This is a genomic window from Pseudomonas sp. FSL W5-0203, assembly GCF_001896155.1.
GTDB classification, from domain to species: domain Bacteria; phylum Pseudomonadota; class Gammaproteobacteria; order Pseudomonadales; family Pseudomonadaceae; genus Aquipseudomonas; species Aquipseudomonas paracarnis.
Genome location: NZ_MPOR01000002.1, coordinates 249,939 through 265,247, shown reverse-complemented (window position 1 = coordinate 265,247; position 15,309 = coordinate 249,939). Strand labels below are relative to the sequence as shown.

14 protein-coding genes are annotated in these 15,309 nt (G+C 61.0%); 10 read left to right on the top strand and 4 right to left on the bottom strand.

Going from position 1 to position 15,309, the window contains the following annotated elements; translation table 11 throughout:
• Window positions 1-46: 46 nt before the first annotated feature.
• The 6 genes from BOP96_RS03475 (at window position 47) to BOP96_RS03450 (ending at window position 7,034) form a co-directional block, all read left to right on the top strand.
• Window positions 47-1,411, top strand: a complete 1,365-nt coding sequence (locus BOP96_RS03475) for an aspartate aminotransferase family protein (RefSeq protein WP_014720386.1) — start codon at window positions 47-49, stop codon at window positions 1,409-1,411.
• 183 nt (window positions 1,412-1,594) lie between these two features.
• Window positions 1,595-2,689: a polyamine ABC transporter substrate-binding protein gene (locus tag BOP96_RS03470; protein WP_019817783.1), complete on the top strand. Its 1,095-nt coding sequence runs from the start codon at window positions 1,595-1,597 to the stop codon at window positions 2,687-2,689.
• 243 nt (window positions 2,690-2,932) lie between these two features.
• Window positions 2,933-4,027 carry a polyamine ABC transporter substrate-binding protein gene (locus tag BOP96_RS03465; RefSeq protein WP_014720384.1) on the top strand — a complete coding sequence of 365 codons (1,095 nt, stop codon included), beginning with the start codon at window positions 2,933-2,935 and terminating at the stop codon, window positions 4,025-4,027.
• 66 nt (window positions 4,028-4,093) lie between these two features.
• Complete coding sequence (locus tag BOP96_RS03460) at window positions 4,094-5,236, top strand: ABC transporter ATP-binding protein (RefSeq protein ID WP_003195240.1); 1,143 nt, start codon at window positions 4,094-4,096, stop codon at window positions 5,234-5,236.
• On the top strand, window positions 5,233-6,153 hold the full coding sequence (locus tag BOP96_RS03455; protein ID WP_003195238.1) for an ABC transporter permease subunit: 921 nt from the start codon (window positions 5,233-5,235) through the stop codon (window positions 6,151-6,153). The genes BOP96_RS03460 and BOP96_RS03455 overlap by 4 nt, the downstream gene beginning before the upstream one ends.
• Window positions 6,150-7,034, top strand: a complete 885-nt coding sequence (locus BOP96_RS03450; RefSeq protein WP_003195236.1) for an ABC transporter permease subunit — start codon at window positions 6,150-6,152, stop codon at window positions 7,032-7,034. The genes BOP96_RS03455 and BOP96_RS03450 overlap by 4 nt, the downstream gene beginning before the upstream one ends.
• A gap of 138 nt (window positions 7,035-7,172) precedes the next feature.
• Here BOP96_RS03450 and BOP96_RS03445 read toward each other — a convergent pair whose 3' ends face one another.
• Window positions 7,173-7,814: an HD domain-containing protein gene (locus BOP96_RS03445; protein ID WP_060766858.1), complete on the bottom strand. Its 642-nt coding sequence runs from the start codon at window positions 7,812-7,814 to the stop codon at window positions 7,173-7,175.
• A 248-nt stretch (window positions 7,815-8,062) separates the two neighbouring features.
• Here BOP96_RS03445 and BOP96_RS03435 point away from each other — a divergent pair, with 248 nt between their 5' ends.
• Window positions 8,063-9,028: a GlxA family transcriptional regulator gene (locus tag BOP96_RS03435; RefSeq protein WP_073451841.1), complete on the top strand. Its 966-nt coding sequence runs from the start codon at window positions 8,063-8,065 to the stop codon at window positions 9,026-9,028.
• A 128-nt stretch (window positions 9,029-9,156) separates the two neighbouring features.
• Here the strand turns inward: BOP96_RS03435 and BOP96_RS03430 are convergent, their stop codons facing one another.
• Both BOP96_RS03430 and BOP96_RS03425 read right to left on the bottom strand, forming a co-directional pair.
• Window positions 9,157-11,511, bottom strand: a complete 2,355-nt coding sequence (locus BOP96_RS03430) for a penicillin acylase family protein (protein ID WP_073451839.1) — start codon at window positions 11,509-11,511, stop codon at window positions 9,157-9,159.
• A 26-nt stretch (window positions 11,512-11,537) separates the two neighbouring features.
• The gene (locus tag BOP96_RS03425) at window positions 11,538-12,113 is read right to left on the bottom strand and encodes a DUF6436 domain-containing protein (protein ID WP_073451837.1); all 576 of its coding nucleotides are present in this window, start codon (window positions 12,111-12,113) and stop codon (window positions 11,538-11,540) included.
• Window positions 12,114-12,211: 98 nt separating this feature from the next.
• Between BOP96_RS03425 and BOP96_RS03420 the strand changes: the two genes are divergently transcribed.
• The gene (locus BOP96_RS03420) at window positions 12,212-13,153 is read left to right on the top strand and encodes an alpha/beta hydrolase (RefSeq protein WP_014720378.1); all 942 of its coding nucleotides are present in this window, start codon (window positions 12,212-12,214) and stop codon (window positions 13,151-13,153) included.
• An 82-nt stretch (window positions 13,154-13,235) separates the two neighbouring features.
• Here BOP96_RS03420 and BOP96_RS03415 read toward each other — a convergent pair whose 3' ends face one another.
• Entirely contained in the window at window positions 13,236-13,988 is a 753-nt protein-coding gene (locus BOP96_RS03415; RefSeq protein ID WP_003195224.1) for a DUF2059 domain-containing protein, read from the bottom strand.
• 131 nt (window positions 13,989-14,119) lie between these two features.
• Between BOP96_RS03415 and BOP96_RS03410 the strand changes: the two genes are divergently transcribed.
• Both BOP96_RS03410 and BOP96_RS03405 read left to right on the top strand, forming a co-directional pair.
• Complete coding sequence (locus tag BOP96_RS03410) at window positions 14,120-14,752, top strand: 2OG-Fe(II) oxygenase (protein WP_003195222.1); 633 nt, start codon at window positions 14,120-14,122, stop codon at window positions 14,750-14,752.
• Between the two features lie 2 nt (window positions 14,753-14,754).
• Complete coding sequence (locus BOP96_RS03405) at window positions 14,755-15,237, top strand: DUF523 domain-containing protein (protein WP_073451835.1); 483 nt, start codon at window positions 14,755-14,757, stop codon at window positions 15,235-15,237.
• Window positions 15,238-15,309 lie beyond the last annotated feature (72 nt).

Here is a 15,309-nt window from a genome sequence, read left to right as displayed (position 1 = left end):
CGCCTTTTAAATGGCGCGCCTTCACTGAAAAGTCTAGGAGATTGGTATGTCCAGCAACAACCCGCAAACCCGTGAATGGCAAGCCTTGAGCAATGATCACCACCTGGCGCCGTTCAGCGACTTCAAGCAATTGAAAGAGAAAGGCCCAAGGATCATCACCAAAGCCCACGGTGTTTACCTGTGGGACAGCGAAGGCAACAAGATCCTCGACGGCATGGCCGGCCTGTGGTGCGTGGCGATCGGTTACGGTCGCGATGAACTGGCCGATGCCGCCGCCAAGCAGATGAAAGAGCTGCCGTACTACAACCTGTTCTTCCAGACCGCACACCCGCCGGTATTGGAGTTGGCCAAGGTCATTTCCGATGTCGCACCGGCCGGCATGAACCATGTGTTCTTCACCGGCTCTGGCTCCGAAGGCAACGACACCATGTTGCGCATGGTCCGCCACTACTGGGCGATCAAGGGCCAGCCCAACAAGAAAACCATCATTGCCCGCAAGAATGGCTACCACGGCTCTACCGTGGCCGGCGCCAGCCTGGGCGGCATGACCTATATGCACGAGCAGGGCGACTTGCCGATCCCGGGCATTACCCACATCGCGCAGCCGTACTGGTTTGGCGAAGGCGGCGACATGAGCCCCGAGGAATTCGGTGTGTGGGCCGCAAACCAGTTGGAAGAGAAAATCCTGGAGCTGGGCGTGGACAACGTCGGCGCCTTTATTGCCGAGCCGATCCAGGGCGCCGGTGGCGTGATCGTGCCGCCTGCCACGTACTGGCCGCGCATCAAGGAAATCCTCGCCAAGTACGACATCCTGTTTGTCGCCGACGAAGTAATCTGCGGCTTCGGCCGTACCGGTGAGTGGTTCGGTAGCGATTTCTACGACCTCAAGCCGCACATGATGACCATCGCCAAGGGCCTGACCTCGGGCTACGTGCCCATGGGCGGCCTGATCGTGCGTGACGAAGTGGTGGCGGTGCTCAACGAAGGGGGCGATTTCAACCACGGCTTTACCTACTCCGGTCACCCGGTGGCCGCGGCTGTTGCGCTGGAAAACATCCGCATCCTGCGCGATGAAAAAATCGTTAACCGAGTGCACGACGAAACGGCACCGTATTTGCAGAAACGTCTGAGGGAACTGGGCGATCACCCGCTGGTGGGTGAAGTACGCGGCGTCGGTATGCTCGGTGCGATCGAGCTGGTGCAGGACAAGGCGACGCGCAAGCGTCACGAAGGCAAAGGCGCCGGCATGATCTGCCGAACCTTCTGCTTTGAAAATGGCCTGATCATGCGCGCCGTGGGCGACACTATGATCATTTCGCCGCCACTGGTCATCAGCAAGGCTGAAATCGACGAGCTGGTCACCAAGGCCCGCCATTGCCTGGACCTGACTTTGGCTGCCTTGCAGGGCTAAGTGCTAGGCTCAGTGCGCGGTGCACTGGGCAGTTAAAAAGGCAGGGGCTTTGGTTGAAAGCCAGCCCCTGAACTTGCCAGACTGTCGCCCTGTTTTGTTGCCCTTCGGTTGGGCCGTAAAACATACAACGCTTGTGGCCCAAAAAAGAAAAAATTGGAGCATCACCAAATGAAGGCATTAGGTTTGAAGAACGCTGGCAAGACTCTCCTCGCCTTGTCCCTGATGGGCGCAATGGCGGGCGCGGCCCAGGCAGACAATAAAGTGCTGCACGTTTACAACTGGTCCGACTACATTGCACCGGACACCATCGCCAACTTTGAAAAAGAGTCGGGCATCAAAGTGGTGTACGACGTTTTTGACAGCAACGAAACCCTGGAAGCCAAGTTGCTGGCAGGCAAGTCCGGCTACGACATCGTCGTGCCGTCGAACAGCTTCCTCGCCAAGCAGATCAAGGCCGGTGTCTACCAGGAGCTGGACAAGTCCAAGCTGTCCAACTACGGCAACCTGAACAAATCCCTGCTCAAGGCTGTATCGGTCAGCGACCCGGACAACAAGCACGCCTTCCCGTACATGTGGGGCTCGATGGGCATCGGCTACAACCCGGAGAAGGTCAAGGCCGCACTGGGCGTGGACAAGATCGACTCGTGGGACGTACTGATGAAGCCGGAAAACATCGCCAAGCTGAAAAGCTGCGGCGTGAGCTTCCTCGATTCGCCAACCGAAATGCTGCCGGTAGCGCTGCATTACCTGGGCCTGCCGACCGACACGACGAAGAAGGCTGATCTGAAACAGGCCGAAGACCTGTTCATGAAAATCCGTCCTTCGATCGGCTACTTCCACTCCTCCAAGTACATCTCCGACCTGGCCAACGGCAACATCTGCGTGGCTGTGGGCTACTCGGGTGACATCGAACAGGCCAAAACCCGTGCGGCTGAAGCCGGTGGCAAGGTCAAGATCGCCTATGACATTCCCAAGGAAGGTGCTGGCAGCTTCTTCGACATGGTCGCCATTCCCAAGGATGCCGAAAACGTCGAGGCTGCCTACGCATTCATGAACTACCTGCTCAAGCCAGACGTCATGGCCGCGATCACCAACAGTGTGCGTTTCCCGAACGGTAACGAGAAAGCCACTGCCCTGGTCGATAAAGACATCACCAGCGACCCGGGTATTTATCCGTCGGCCGAAGTGCAATCCAAGCTCTACGCCATTGCCGACATGCCAGCGGCAACTCAGCGTGAAATGACCCGTAGCTGGACCAAGATCAAGTCCGGTAAATAACGCCAGAAACCTGTAGGAGCGAGCTTGTGTGGGAGCGGGCTTGCTCGCGAATGCGGAGCGTCAGCCAGCATATGTATCAACTGATACGCCACTTTCGCGAGCAAGCCCGCTCCCACACAAAACAGCTCTCAGAAATTAAATGACAGAAAGTTTTGCCGGATCGGTTTATCGACGGTAAGTTGCGCGCCGGTTTTGTTGCCGGGCAACAACTTCAAGGCCCCAACTATTCAAGAGGACCTCCACTTGCCAATTTCTTTATTTCGCAAAGCCATGCTGGTGGGTGCAGGTATCACGCTGGCTGCCAGCGTACAGGCCGCACCGACGGTGCATATTTATAACTGGTCGGACTACATCGGCCCCGACACCCTGGCCAACTTCGAAAAGGCCAGTGGTATCAAGCCTGTGTATGACGTGTTTGACTCCAACGAAACCCTGGAAGGCAAGTTGCTCGCCGGGCGCACCGGCTACGACGTGGTGGTGCCGTCCAACCATTTCCTGGGCAAGCAGATCAAGGCCGGGGCATTCCAGAAGCTCGACAAGTCACTGCTGACAAACTACGCCAACCTCGACCCGGTGCTGCTCAAGCGCCTGGAAAAGAACGACCCGGGCAATCAGTACGCGGTGCCGTACCTGTGGGGCACCAATGGCATTGGCTACAACGTCGACAAGGTCAAGGAAGTGCTGGGGGTCGACAAGATCGACTCCTGGGCCGTGTTGTTCGAACCGGAAAACATGAAGAAGTTGGCCACTTGCGGCGTGTCGTTCATGGACTCGGCCGATGAAATGCTGCCCGCAGTACTCAACTACATGGGCCTGGACCCCAACAGCACCAACCCGGCCGACTACAAGAAAGCCGAGGAAAAACTGCTGAAGGTGCGGCCCTACGTGACCTACTTCCATTCCTCCAAATACATCTCGGACCTGGCCAACGGCAACATCTGCGTGGCGGCCGGTTTCTCCGGCGATGTGTTCCAGGCCAAGGCCCGTGCGGCGGAGGCGGGCAAAGGCGTGAACATCGCCTACACGATTCCCAAAGAAGGCGGCAACCTGTGGTTCGACGTGCTGGCGATTCCCAAGGATGCCAGCAACGTCAAGGAAGCCCACGCCTTCATCAACTATTTGCTGCAGCCTGAGGTGATCGCTCAGGTCAGCGATCAAGTCGGTTACGCCAACCCTAACCCAGGGGCGGACAAACTGATGGAGCAATCGATACGCACCGACGCAGCGGTTTACCCACCGCAGGCGGTTCTCGAGCGGACATTCGTCAACTTTGAGCTACCCCCGAAAGTGCAGCGTTTAATGACCCGTAGCTGGACCAAGGTCAAGACGGGCAAGTAAGGCTCAAACTATCCAAGGCTGGCCCGCATTGGGCCGGCTGCACAGTTTTTTTTGGGAGTTTCGTAAATGGCAGTTGCCTCCGGCGCCTATAAGAAAGCCCTCGAGGGCGACCAGACACCGAAAAAGGTGTTGGTCAAAATCGACCGGGTCACGAAGAAGTTCGACGAGACGATTGCCGTGGACGATGTGTCCCTGGAAATCAAGAAAGGCGAGATCTTCGCCTTGCTCGGCGGTTCGGGTTCGGGCAAATCCACCTTGCTGCGCATGCTTGCAGGTTTCGAGCGCCCAACCGAAGGTCGCATCTACCTCGACGGTGTGGACATCACCGACATGCCGCCCTACGAGCGGCCGATCAACATGATGTTCCAGTCCTACGCCTTGTTCCCGCACATGACCGTGGCGCAGAACATCGCCTTCGGCCTGCAACAGGACAAGATCCCCAAGGCTGAAGTCGACGCACGCGTGGCCGAGATGCTCAAGCTGGTGCAGATGAGCCAGTACGCCAAGCGCAAGCCGCACCAATTGTCCGGCGGCCAGCGCCAGCGTGTGGCCTTGGCCCGCTCCCTGGCCAAGCGCCCGAAACTGCTGCTGCTCGATGAGCCGATGGGCGCCCTGGACAAGAAGCTGCGCTCGCAGATGCAACTGGAGTTGGTGGAAATCATCGAGCGCGTCGGCGTGACCTGCGTGATGGTGACCCACGACCAGGAAGAAGCCATGACCATGGCCGAACGCATCGCGATCATGCACCTGGGCTGGATCGCCCAGATCGGCAGCCCCATCGATATCTACGAAACGCCCACCAGCCGCCTGGTGTGCGAGTTCATTGGCAACGTCAACATTTTCGACACCCAAGTGGTGGACGACGCTGAAGGCCACGCGGTGCTCAAGTGCCCGGACCTGGACCGCGACATCTACGTGGGCTACGGCATCGCCACCTCGGTGGAAGACAAGTCGGTGACCTACGCGATTCGCCCGGAAAAGCTGCTGGTGACCACTGAAATGCCAACCTGCGAGCACAACTGGTCCAGCGGCAAGGTGCACGACATCGCCTACCTGGGCGGCCACTCGGTGTTCTACGTGGAGCTGCCGAGCGGCAAGCTGGTGCAGTCTTTCGTCGCCAACGCCGAACGCCGTGGCCAGCGCCCAACCTGGGGTGACCAGGTGTACGTGTGGTGGGAAGACGACAGCGGCGTGGTACTTCGCTCATGAACATGAAGAAATTCAAGCGGCGCTTGGATCGCATCGTGCCCAATGGCAAGCAGGTGGTCATCGGGATTCCTTTCCTCTGGCTGTTCCTGTTTTTCGCACTGCCGTTTTTCATCGTGCTGAAAATCAGCTTTGCCGAAGCCGATGTGGCGATCCCGCCCTATACCGAGATCTATACCTACGTTGAGCAAAAGCTGGAGGTGGTGCTGAACCTGGCCAACTACAGCTTGCTGGCGGGCGACGAGTTGTACATCGCCGCCTACCTGGGCTCGCTGAAGATGGCGTTTTTCAGCACGCTGCTGTGCCTGCTGATCGGCTACCCGATGGCCTACGCCATTGCCACCGCGCGCAAAGAGATGCAGACCGTGCTGGTGCTGCTGATCATGATGCCCACCTGGACCGCGATCCTGATCCGGGTGTATGCGTGGATGGGCATCCTCAGCAACAACGGCCTGCTCAATGGCTTCCTGATGTCCATGGGCTTGATCAACGAGCCGCTGCAGATCCTCAACACCAACATCGCGGTGTACATCGGCGTGGTCTATTCGTACCTGCCGTTCATGATCCTGCCCCTGTACGCCAACCTGGTGAAGCACGACCAGAGCCTGCTGGAAGCTGCTTCGGACCTCGGTTCGAGTACCTTCAACAGCTTCTGGAAAATCACCGTGCCGCTGTCCAAGAACGGCATCATCGCCGGTTGCATGCTGGTGTTTATCCCGGTGGTGGGCGAGTTCGTGATTCCTGAACTGCTCGGCGGCCCGGAAACCCTGATGATCGGTAAGGTGTTGTGGCAAGAGTTCTTCAACAACCGTGACTGGCCGGTGGCGTCTGCCCTGGCGGTGGTGATGCTGGCGATCCTGATCGTGCCGATCATCCTGTTCAACCGCAGCCAGGCCAAAGAGCTGGAGGGCAAGATATGAAGCGCTTTCGTTTCTCCAGCTTCATGCTGGTCGCAGGCCTGTTGTTCATCTACCTGCCAATGTTGATCCTGGTGATCTACTCGTTCAACGAATCCAAGCTGGTGACAGTGTGGGGCGGTTGGTCGATCAAATGGTACGTGGGCCTGTTGGACAACACCCAGTTGATGGGCTCGGTGGCCCGCTCCCTGGAAATTGCCTGCTACACGGCGGTGGCGGCGGTGGCGTTGGGTACCCTGGCGGCCTTCGTGCTGACGCGCATCAGCCAGTTCAAGGGCCGCACGCTGTTCGGTGGCCTGGTGACGGCACCGTTGGTGATGCCCGAAGTGATCACCGGTCTGTCGCTGTTGCTGCTATTCGTGGCCATGGCGCAGATGATCGGCTGGCCCCAGGAACGTGGCATCGTCACCATCTGGATCGCCCACACCACCTTCTGTGCGGCGTATGTGGCGGTGGTGGTGTCGGCGCGCTTGCGTGAGCTGGACCTGTCGATCGAAGAAGCGGCGATGGACTTGGGCGCACGGCCATGGAAGGTGTTCTTCCTGATCACCATCCCGATGATCGCGCCATCGCTGGCAGCGGGCGGCATGATGTCGTTCGCGCTATCGCTGGACGACCTGGTACTGGCCAGCTTCGTGTCGGGCCCTGGTTCCACCACCTTGCCGATGGAAGTGTTCTCGGCGGTGCGTCTGGGGGTTAAACCCGAGATCAACGCCGTGGCGAGCCTGATTCTGTTGGCGGTGTCGCTGGTGACCTTCCTGGTGTGGTTCTTCAGCCGTCGGGCCGAAGAGCATCGCAAGAAGGCTATTCAGCAAGCGATTGAAGAAGCCGCAGCGGATGGCTGGCAGCAGCCGGACAAGCGCCGGGCGCCAGCGCCGGTCTGACTGCCGGAGCAGGGTGAAAATGTGGGAGCTGGCTTGCCTGCGATGGCGGTGTATCAGTCACTTATAAGGTGCTGACTCACCGTCATCGCAGGCAAGCCAGCTCCCACAGTAGTTTTGCGGTGCTTATAACATCGGGTTTCAGTCAGCCCACGGCGACGTGCGGATCACCTGCACAAAATTCATCGGCGTGAACCCCGGCTCCTGGTCCACCAGCACGTCGGTCTTAACATTGCCAAACGTGGTCTGCGGGCGATGGCGCAAGCCGTCGGCGAACGCGCAGATGATGCACTCCTTGAACCCTTCACCCCGTGGATGTGCATGCACCACCGCTTCGCGCTGCGCGCTGCTGAACGCGGCGTAGTCCATGCCCAGCACATCCATCTCCACCCCGGCGGTCACCAGCGCTACGGTGGGACGCAAGTGTTTCGGCACGCCCGGCGTGGTGTGCAGGGCGATGGACAACCACACTTGTTCGATATCGTCATCGCTCAACCCATAGGGCTTGAGAAATGCGGCGGCGGCGTTGGCGCCGTCCACTTCAAAACGCTCGTCGTCACTGCGGTGGCCTTCCACCAGCCCCAGGTCATGGAACATCGCGCCGACGTAGAGCAACTCCGGGTCGTAGGCCAATTGCTTGCGCTCACCGCTCAAGGCGCCGAACAGGAAGACTCGGCGCGAATGGTGGTAGAGCAGGTCCGATTCGACGTCGCGGATGTATTCGGTGGTGGCCCTGGCCAAGGTGCTGTCAGGGATCTGGATACCGGCTATGGTGGTGCTCATGGTGGATCTCCTCTGGAAAGATTCCAGTCTGGTCCCATGACCCTGAAGCGGCTATCGCCACAGGGAGGCGATCCCGGCCAATGTGCCGCCACATCGTGCCAAGCATGTAGGCGATCCCCTGTGGGAGCTGGCTTGCCTGCGATAGCATCACCTCGGTGTACCTGAGGTACCGAGTCGTCTGCATCGCAGGCAAGCCAGCTCCCACAAGGGGGTCGCGTTTATCCAGTTGGAAAAAGGTGTTTGTGACCATGGGCAAAACCGTCGCCATCCTGATCTTCCCCGGTGTCCAGTCGCTGGACGTGACCGGGCCGATGGATGTGTTCTGCGAGGCCAACCGCTTCCTGGCGCCCGAGGATCACTATCGGCTGGAAGTACTCGGCTTTGGCCACGGCGCCATGGCGGCCTCCAACGGTTTGTCACTGCAGGCGCACAAGCACTACAGCGAAGCCCGGCAACCCTATGACCTGTTGCTGGTCGCCGGTGGCCCGCAGTTACCCTTCGAGGATTTCGGCTTCGAGTTTGACGCTTGGCTGCGCGCGGCCGCCGCGAAGGCGCAGCGTTTTGGTTCGATCTGCAATGGCGCCTTCATGCTGGCCCGTGCAGGCTTGCTGGACGGCAAGACCGTCACGACCCATTGGAACGATGCCGCCAGCCTGGCGCGCCTGTGCCCCTCGGCCCAGGTCGAAGCCGACCGTCTCTATGTGCAGGACGGCAAGCTCTACACCTCCGCCGGGGTCACGGCAGGTATCGACCTGTCGTTGTACTTGCTGGCCCAGGATCACGGCCCGGAAGTGGCCCTGAGCGTGGCCAAGCGCCTGGTGGTGTTCACCCAGCGCTCGGGCGGGCAATCGCAGTTCAGCCCGTTCCTCACGCCCCATGCCGAAACCACCTCGGCGGTGGCGCTGGTGCAGCTGTACGTGCTGGCCAACCTGACGGGAGACTTGACCATTGCCGACCTGGCCAAGGCGGCCAATATGAGTGCGCGCAATTTCTCCCGGGTGTTTGCCCGTGAAGCGCGGATTACGCCGGCGGAATTTGTCGAGAGGGCGCGCGTGGATGCGGCGCGCGTGATGCTTGAAAGCAGCCACGCACCGCTTAAGACCGTGGCCTTTCAATGCGGCTTTCGCGACGCCCAGCACATGCGCAGTGTGTTCAACCGCCGGCTGGGCGTCACGCCGCAACAGTTCAGGCTTAACTTTGCGGCGCCGGTTTGAGCGTGGGAACGATGCGTGATCGTTCCCACGCTCTGCGTGGTAACGCCTCTTGGGACGCTCTGCGTCCCGCTTCTAAGGGCGGACGCGGAGCGTCCATGGCTGCATTCCCACGCGGAGCGTGGGAACGATCATCGGGCGGGCAGCAGTTTCAAGGTGCCGCGGGTATTGGCCGTCACTTCCTCCTCACTGAAGTGCGCCTGCTCATACCTGCCCTCGATATAGCTCTGCGCCTGGTCGCCATAGTGCGTATCAAAGGGCACACCACTTTGCCCCACCGGGTTGATGGTGAGGGCGTGGGCCGGGTCGGCGAAGTCGATTAGGCGTCGTGTCGACGGGCCGTAGGTTACCGGCCACGGTGCTGGGCCAATCGGAGAGGTCTGGTTGTTCGGAACCTCATGGCTGCCCGGTGCCGGGAACGGGCCGACGTTGAAGATTTTATCCAGCGGTTTTTGCAGGCCCAGCGGGTGACCGTGGGTCAGGGTGTGCGCCTTGCCCCACTGCCACTGCGCCGGGTCATCGCCGAACGTCGCCTTGAGGTGGGTCAGGCTGTTGTCCCAGGCGAGCTTGACGGTGTCGGCCCGATTGCCGTTCCACCAGGGTGAGTCTGCCGATGCGGCCAGGCGTGGCAAGGCGGCGTCGATCACGCGGGTGCCGAGCAGGGTCTTGAACAAGGCATCGCCGAGTTTGGGGTGAAAGGTCGCGTCGCTAAGGTTGAACAGCAACTGGTTGAACAGCGTGGCACTGGTGGAGTCCAGCGGGTAGTCACCCTTCCAGTTGGCAAGCTGTTCCACCAGTTTGAGTTGCGCCGGGTCCTTGACCACCTCGCGCAGCACCGGCAACAGCGGCGCCAGCAGGCGTGGGCCGTAGGCGGTGGTGGTGCCCAGTTGCAGGGCCTGGCTGTTGGTCACATCCCACTTCACGCTTGTGTCGCTCAACTGCGCGTTCAACTGCTGGCCGCGGTCAGCCAGGTTGTAATAGCCGGGAATCGGCATGCCGGTGGGCGATGCCGGCTGGGCATTGGCGGACACCACATAGCCGCGCGACGGATTTTCTTCCTGGGGGTTGGCACTGAAGGGGTAGAAACCCAGCTTGTCGGCCTGGGTAGTACTGCCGTCGAGGATGAACGCAGGGTTAACGCCGGCCGGGCGGATCGGCAACTGCGCCGCTGCCCACCAACCGATATCGCCCTTGGCATTGGCCCACACGATGTTCAGGCCCGGTGCCGAGACCTTGGCGGCTGCGGCACGTGCCTTGGCCAGGGTGTCGGCACGGTTGAGCTGGTAGAAACCATCCAGGATCGGGTTTTCACTGTCGAGGAACGCCCACCACATGGCAATCGGTGTGCTGCCGGCGTTCTCACCGAGCACGTCGTTGATGATCGGGCCGTGGGGCGAGCGGCGCAGGGTGAGGGTCACCGGCGCCTGGCCCTTGACCTGGATCTGCTGCTCGCTGCTGCTCATGTCCACCCATTGGCCGTGATACCAGACCTGGTTGGGGTTGTCCGGGTTGACCTTCTCGGCGACCAGGTCGAGATCGTCATTCTGGAACATGGTCAGGCTCCAGCCGAAGTCCAGGTTGTGCCCCAGGAACGCCACCGGTACCAGCGCGTTGTGGTAGCCGTACAACTCGAAGCCTGGCGCCGACAGCTGCGCCTCGTACCAGACCGAAGGCACCGAGAAACGGATATGAGGGTCACCCGCCAGCAACGGTTTGCCGCTTTGGGTATGGCTGCCGCTGACGGCCCAGGCATTGCTGCCTTCGAACTGCGGCAGGCCGTTGTCGGCCAGGGCCTGTTCGCTCAGGGCGGCGATGGCGCCAAGGGTCTGCCAATCGCTGGCGGCCAGGTTGAGAGCGCCCTTGGGTTGCCAGTCGAGATCGAAGACGTTCAAGTAGGCGCTGCCCAGTCGGTCGCGCACATAGGTCAGTACCGGCTCGGTGCGAAAGGCTGCGGCAAAGCTGTAGGCCATGTACCCGGCGACGCTGATGCTGTCTTCGGCGGTAAACGGGCGCTTGGCGATGCCCAGCACATCGAACTCCATGGGGCTGGCGTGGCTGTCCTGATACTGGTTGATCCCGTCCAGGTAGGCTTGCAGGGCCTTGGACGAGGCCGAGTCAGGGTCCATGTGCTCCACATAGCTCAAGGCACGCTCGCGAATGCGCAGGCTGCGAAACAGTTTGTCGGTCTCCAGCAGCTTGGGCCCCAGTACCTTGGCCAGTTCGCCACGGGCCAGGCGCCGCATGATCTCCATCTGGAACAACCGGTCCTGGGCATGCACATAGCCCAGGGCGCGGTACAGATCGGCCTCATTCTCGGCGCGGATATGCGGTACGCCACGGTCGTCGTAGCGCACCGTGACCGAACCTTGCAGGTGCGCCAGCGTCACCGTGCCCTGGCGCGTGGGTTGTTTGCTGTAGACGTACCAACCGGCGCCCAGGGCGACCAGCACAATCAGCACCGCAAAAACCTGCAGGACGCGCTTCATGAACATTCCTTACCAAAGTGGACGGGCTACAGATCCTTAGGCCACGAACAATAGCAGCCTACCGCGAGGGTGTGAGTGGCATTCACTTCGCGTCCGGTTCCAAGCGCCTTGAGGATCGGCTCGATAAAGCTGTTGCTGGCGTTGCACGTCAGGCCTTCGCTGTAGGGGCCGAAATACGCCAGCTTGCCGGTGCGATCCCAAATGCCCACGGCCGGGCTGGCGGGGATCTGGTCCGCGCCGGGCAGGGCATCGAGGACTTTCATGTGGCGCAGGTTCTCGGGCAACTGGCCGTGGCTGCCGGGTTTTTGCAGGGCATAGAACTCCACCCCTTGGGGCGCGTACTGCTCGATCAACTCGCCCAGGTGCTGCTGGTTACCGACATTGCACGGGCAGGCCGGGTCCCAGAAGTGCACCAGGCGAATCGGGCCAGGGCCACTGAGGGCGGCGGGCAGTTGCAGCGCATCGCCGGAAAATACCGCGGTGTGTTCGCTGAAGGCACGCAGGTAGCGGCCTTGGAACCAGTCATAGGCCGCCCACAGCACCCCGGCGCAGATAACCAGGATCAGGCTGGCGAACAGGGCGTTACGGTAGGGCGCTCGCATTGGATGTATCCTCGCAGGTCGCGTAGCTTGCCATGCTTGTCCTGACAGATGAATATCGCAGCTCGATATTCATCTTCACCGCAAGTCTGGAAGCCTTTATGCCCGTCACCTTTGACCCTGATCATCTGCGCGAAAGCTTGCGCCCCCTGGTGGATGCGCAGCCGCTGTCAGCCGAGGCGAGGGTTTACCAGCGTTTCTACGGGCTCGACCTGGCCGCACGCCAGGTGCCGGCGGTGAGCCGCCTGGGGCGCTTGCAGGTGGATGGGTTCGAGGTGGTGGCCCAGGTCTGGTGGCCGCCAGCACCGGTCGCGACCATGTTCCTGTTCCACGGTTTCTACGATCACATGGGGCTGTATCGCCATGTGGTGGATTGGGCCTTGGACCAGGGCTTCGTGGTGATCGCCTGCGACCTGCCGGGCCATGGCTTGTCCAGCGGCGTGCGCGCCAGCATCGATGACTTTGCGGTGTACCAGAGCGTGGTGCAGGCCTTGTTCGTCGAGGCCAAGGCGCTGCAATTGCCGCAACCCTGGCACCTGTTCGGGCAAAGCACCGGCGGCGCCATCGTGGTGGACCATCTGCTCCACCACGGCGCCCAGAGTCCGGCCCAGGGCAAGACTTTCCTGCTGTCGCCTTTGGTGCGGCCGCGTGCCTGGGGTTGGTCCCAGGTCAGCTATTACCTGCTGCGCCCGTTCGTCAAAGGCATCGCCCGGCGTTTCAGCGATAACTCCAACGACCCTGCGTTCAAGCCGTTCCTGGAAGCCGACCCGCTACAGCCTCGCCAGCTGCCTACCGCCTGGGTGGGGTCGCTGGCGCGCTGGATCAAACGCATCGAAGCCGCACCACGCAGCCCCCGGCGCCCGGTGATCGTGCAGGGTGAGGAAGATATGACGGTGGACTGGCAGCACAATTTGCAGGTGTTGCGAGGTAAGTTCGACCGGCCTGAGGTGTTGATGCTCAAGCGGGGTCGGCATCACTTGGCCAATGAAATTCCGCAGATTCGCGAAGCATATTTTAACTTCCTCACGGATCACCTGAAATAACGCGGTTCAAATGTGGGAGCTGGCTTGCCTGCGATAGCGGTGTCACTGACAGATCGCAATCGCAGGCCAGCTCCCACAGGGTTTACTGCGTCAGGCTTGAGGTGCTTTGGCCGACAGCCAGCCCTGCGCGAATGGCCGCCAGGGCAGCCTGGTAATACGCCTTGCCCTCCGGCGACTCGGCAAAGGTGGCGAACTCTTCCAGCTCAGGGTCGGACAAATCCCGATAGACATACAGCAAGGTATTGTTCAAATCCTTGTCGATCTGCTGCATCAACCGCTCGCGCTGGCCATTCAACATTCCTTGCGCCTGGCCACCGCCGAGCAGGCCGGGGATCATCTGGCTCAAGCTGTCGGCCGCCACGCCTGCAATCGCCAGGCTGACCTCGGCACCGGCCTCGCGGGCGGGCAGGGCCTGGGCCAGGTGGCCGATGATCAGGCTGCGGGTGGCATCGGCTTCGAGTTTGGGCAGGCCCTGTGCGTTTTTCGCCAGTTGATCGCGGCGCGTGGCCAGCAACTCAGCGGCGACGATCTTTCGGCCCAGGGGCGACTGGAAAAACGCCAGGGCAGGTTTCGGGTCGGGCAAGTGCTTGCGCAGTTGCGCCTCGGCACGCTGGTCCATGGCCTGGGCGGCAAAGCGTTTATTGCTGTTGTCCACCAGCGCCTGGTACACCACCGGCGGCAGGCTATTGCGGTAGCGCTGCTGGGCGGCACTGAGGGCGTCATTGAAGTGCGCACGTTGTTCGGCCCAGCCGGCGACCTTGTACAACTGGTCATGGCCGTCTGCCCAGGCGGGCAAAACGCAGAACATCAACACAGAAAAAAACAAACGACGCATAAGGACTCCTGTCAGTCGGCCACTATTGTCCGTGTCGGGCGTAGGATTTGTCGAGAAGTCCTATCGGTCACCTGACTAAAGTGCATTCAGACGCTCAACGGCGCTGTCGGATTTTCAGGCGTATGGATACTATGCGCGCCATGCAAATACCCCTCGATCACCCGCTGCTGCAACGCATCGTCGACGACTTGGCCGAAAAAGGCTGGTCGCAGCAAAATGGCTTCCTGCCCCAGGCTCTGACCCTGGAGCTGGCGGCTGAGTGCCGTAAACGTGCGGCGCAGGGTGAACTGGCGCCCGCAGCGGTAGGGCGTGGGCCGGCCCAGGAAATTCGCGAAGGCATTCGCGGCGACCATATCCAGTGGTTGGAGGAGGGGGACGCGCCTATCTGCGACACCTACATGGGCGTGATGGACGGCCTGCGCCTGGCGATGAATCGCAGCCTGTTCCTGGGCCTGGAAGATTTCGAAAGCCACTTCGCGATGTACCCGCCGGGCGCGTTTTACCTCAAGCATGTAGACCGTTTTCGCGACGATGACCGGCGCATGGTCTCGGCGGTGATCTACTTGAACGACGCCTGGCTGCCCGAGCATGGCGGCCAACTGCGCATGTACCTCAAGGGCGGTGTCGAATACGACGTGGTGCCCACCGGGGGTTGCCTGGTGGTATTCCTGTCGGGCGAGGTGCCTCACGAAGTCCTGCCCGCTACGCGCGAACGCCTGTCCTTGACGGGCTGGTTTCGCCGGCGGGGCAACGAGCCGTTTTAAACATGGAAAAGATTCTGGTCAGCCGCTGCCTGCTCGGGCACAAGGTGCGCTACGACGGCGGGGCCAGCGGCCCATTCGACCCACTGGCAGCGTGGCAAGCTGAAGGCCGCGTGGTTGCCATCTGCCCGGAAGTGGCGGGGGGCTTGCCCACACCGCGGCCATCGGCCGAAATCCCAGGCGGGCAGGGCATCGACGTGTGGGAAGGCCGCGCCCAGGTGCTGACGGCCGAGGGCGAAGACTTCACCAGCGCCTTTCTCGACGGTGCCCGCCAAGCCTTGGCGCTGGTGCAACGCCATCACATCCGCATCGCCATTCTCAAGGCCAACAGCCCATCCTGCGGCAATCTGTTGACCTATGACGGCACCTTCAGCGGGGTGAAGGTCAGTGGCGAAGGCGTCACGGCGGCGCTGCTCAAGCGCCATGGTGTGCAGGTGTTCAGTGAGTTGGAGTTGCCACAGGCGGCAATTGCCCTCACGCAGCTTTAAGAAGTTTAAACAGATCAAGTGTGGGAGCTGGCTTGCCTGCGATAGCGGTGTATCAGCACCTTATGTGTAACT

Bases quoted from the DNA above. Each gene is read 5' to 3' on its own strand.
- BOP96_RS03420 (WP_014720378.1), top strand. From the start codon at position 12,212: ATGCCCGTCACCTTTGACCCTGATCATCTGCGCGAAAGCTTGCGCCCC.
- BOP96_RS03460 (WP_003195240.1), top strand. From the start codon at position 4,094: ATGGCAGTTGCCTCCGGCGCCTATAAGAAAGCCCTCGAGGGCGACCAG.
- BOP96_RS03455 (WP_003195238.1), top strand. From the start codon at position 5,233: ATGAACATGAAGAAATTCAAGCGGCGCTTGGATCGCATCGTGCCCAAT.
- BOP96_RS03475 (WP_014720386.1), top strand. From the start codon at position 47: ATGTCCAGCAACAACCCGCAAACCCGTGAATGGCAAGCCTTGAGCAAT.
- BOP96_RS03450 (WP_003195236.1), top strand. From the start codon at position 6,150: ATGAAGCGCTTTCGTTTCTCCAGCTTCATGCTGGTCGCAGGCCTGTTG.
- BOP96_RS03425 (WP_073451837.1), bottom strand. From the start codon at position 12,113: ATGCGAGCGCCCTACCGTAACGCCCTGTTCGCCAGCCTGATCCTGGTT.
- BOP96_RS03410 (WP_003195222.1), top strand. From the start codon at position 14,120: ATGCGCGCCATGCAAATACCCCTCGATCACCCGCTGCTGCAACGCATC.
- BOP96_RS03435 (WP_073451841.1), top strand. From the start codon at position 8,063: ATGGGCAAAACCGTCGCCATCCTGATCTTCCCCGGTGTCCAGTCGCTG.
- BOP96_RS03430 (WP_073451839.1), bottom strand. From the start codon at position 11,511: ATGAAGCGCGTCCTGCAGGTTTTTGCGGTGCTGATTGTGCTGGTCGCC.
- BOP96_RS03415 (WP_003195224.1), bottom strand. From the start codon at position 13,988: ATGCGTCGTTTGTTTTTTTCTGTGTTGATGTTCTGCGTTTTGCCCGCC.
- BOP96_RS03445 (WP_060766858.1), bottom strand. From the start codon at position 7,814: ATGAGCACCACCATAGCCGGTATCCAGATCCCTGACAGCACCTTGGCC.
- BOP96_RS03405 (WP_073451835.1), top strand. From the start codon at position 14,755: ATGGAAAAGATTCTGGTCAGCCGCTGCCTGCTCGGGCACAAGGTGCGC.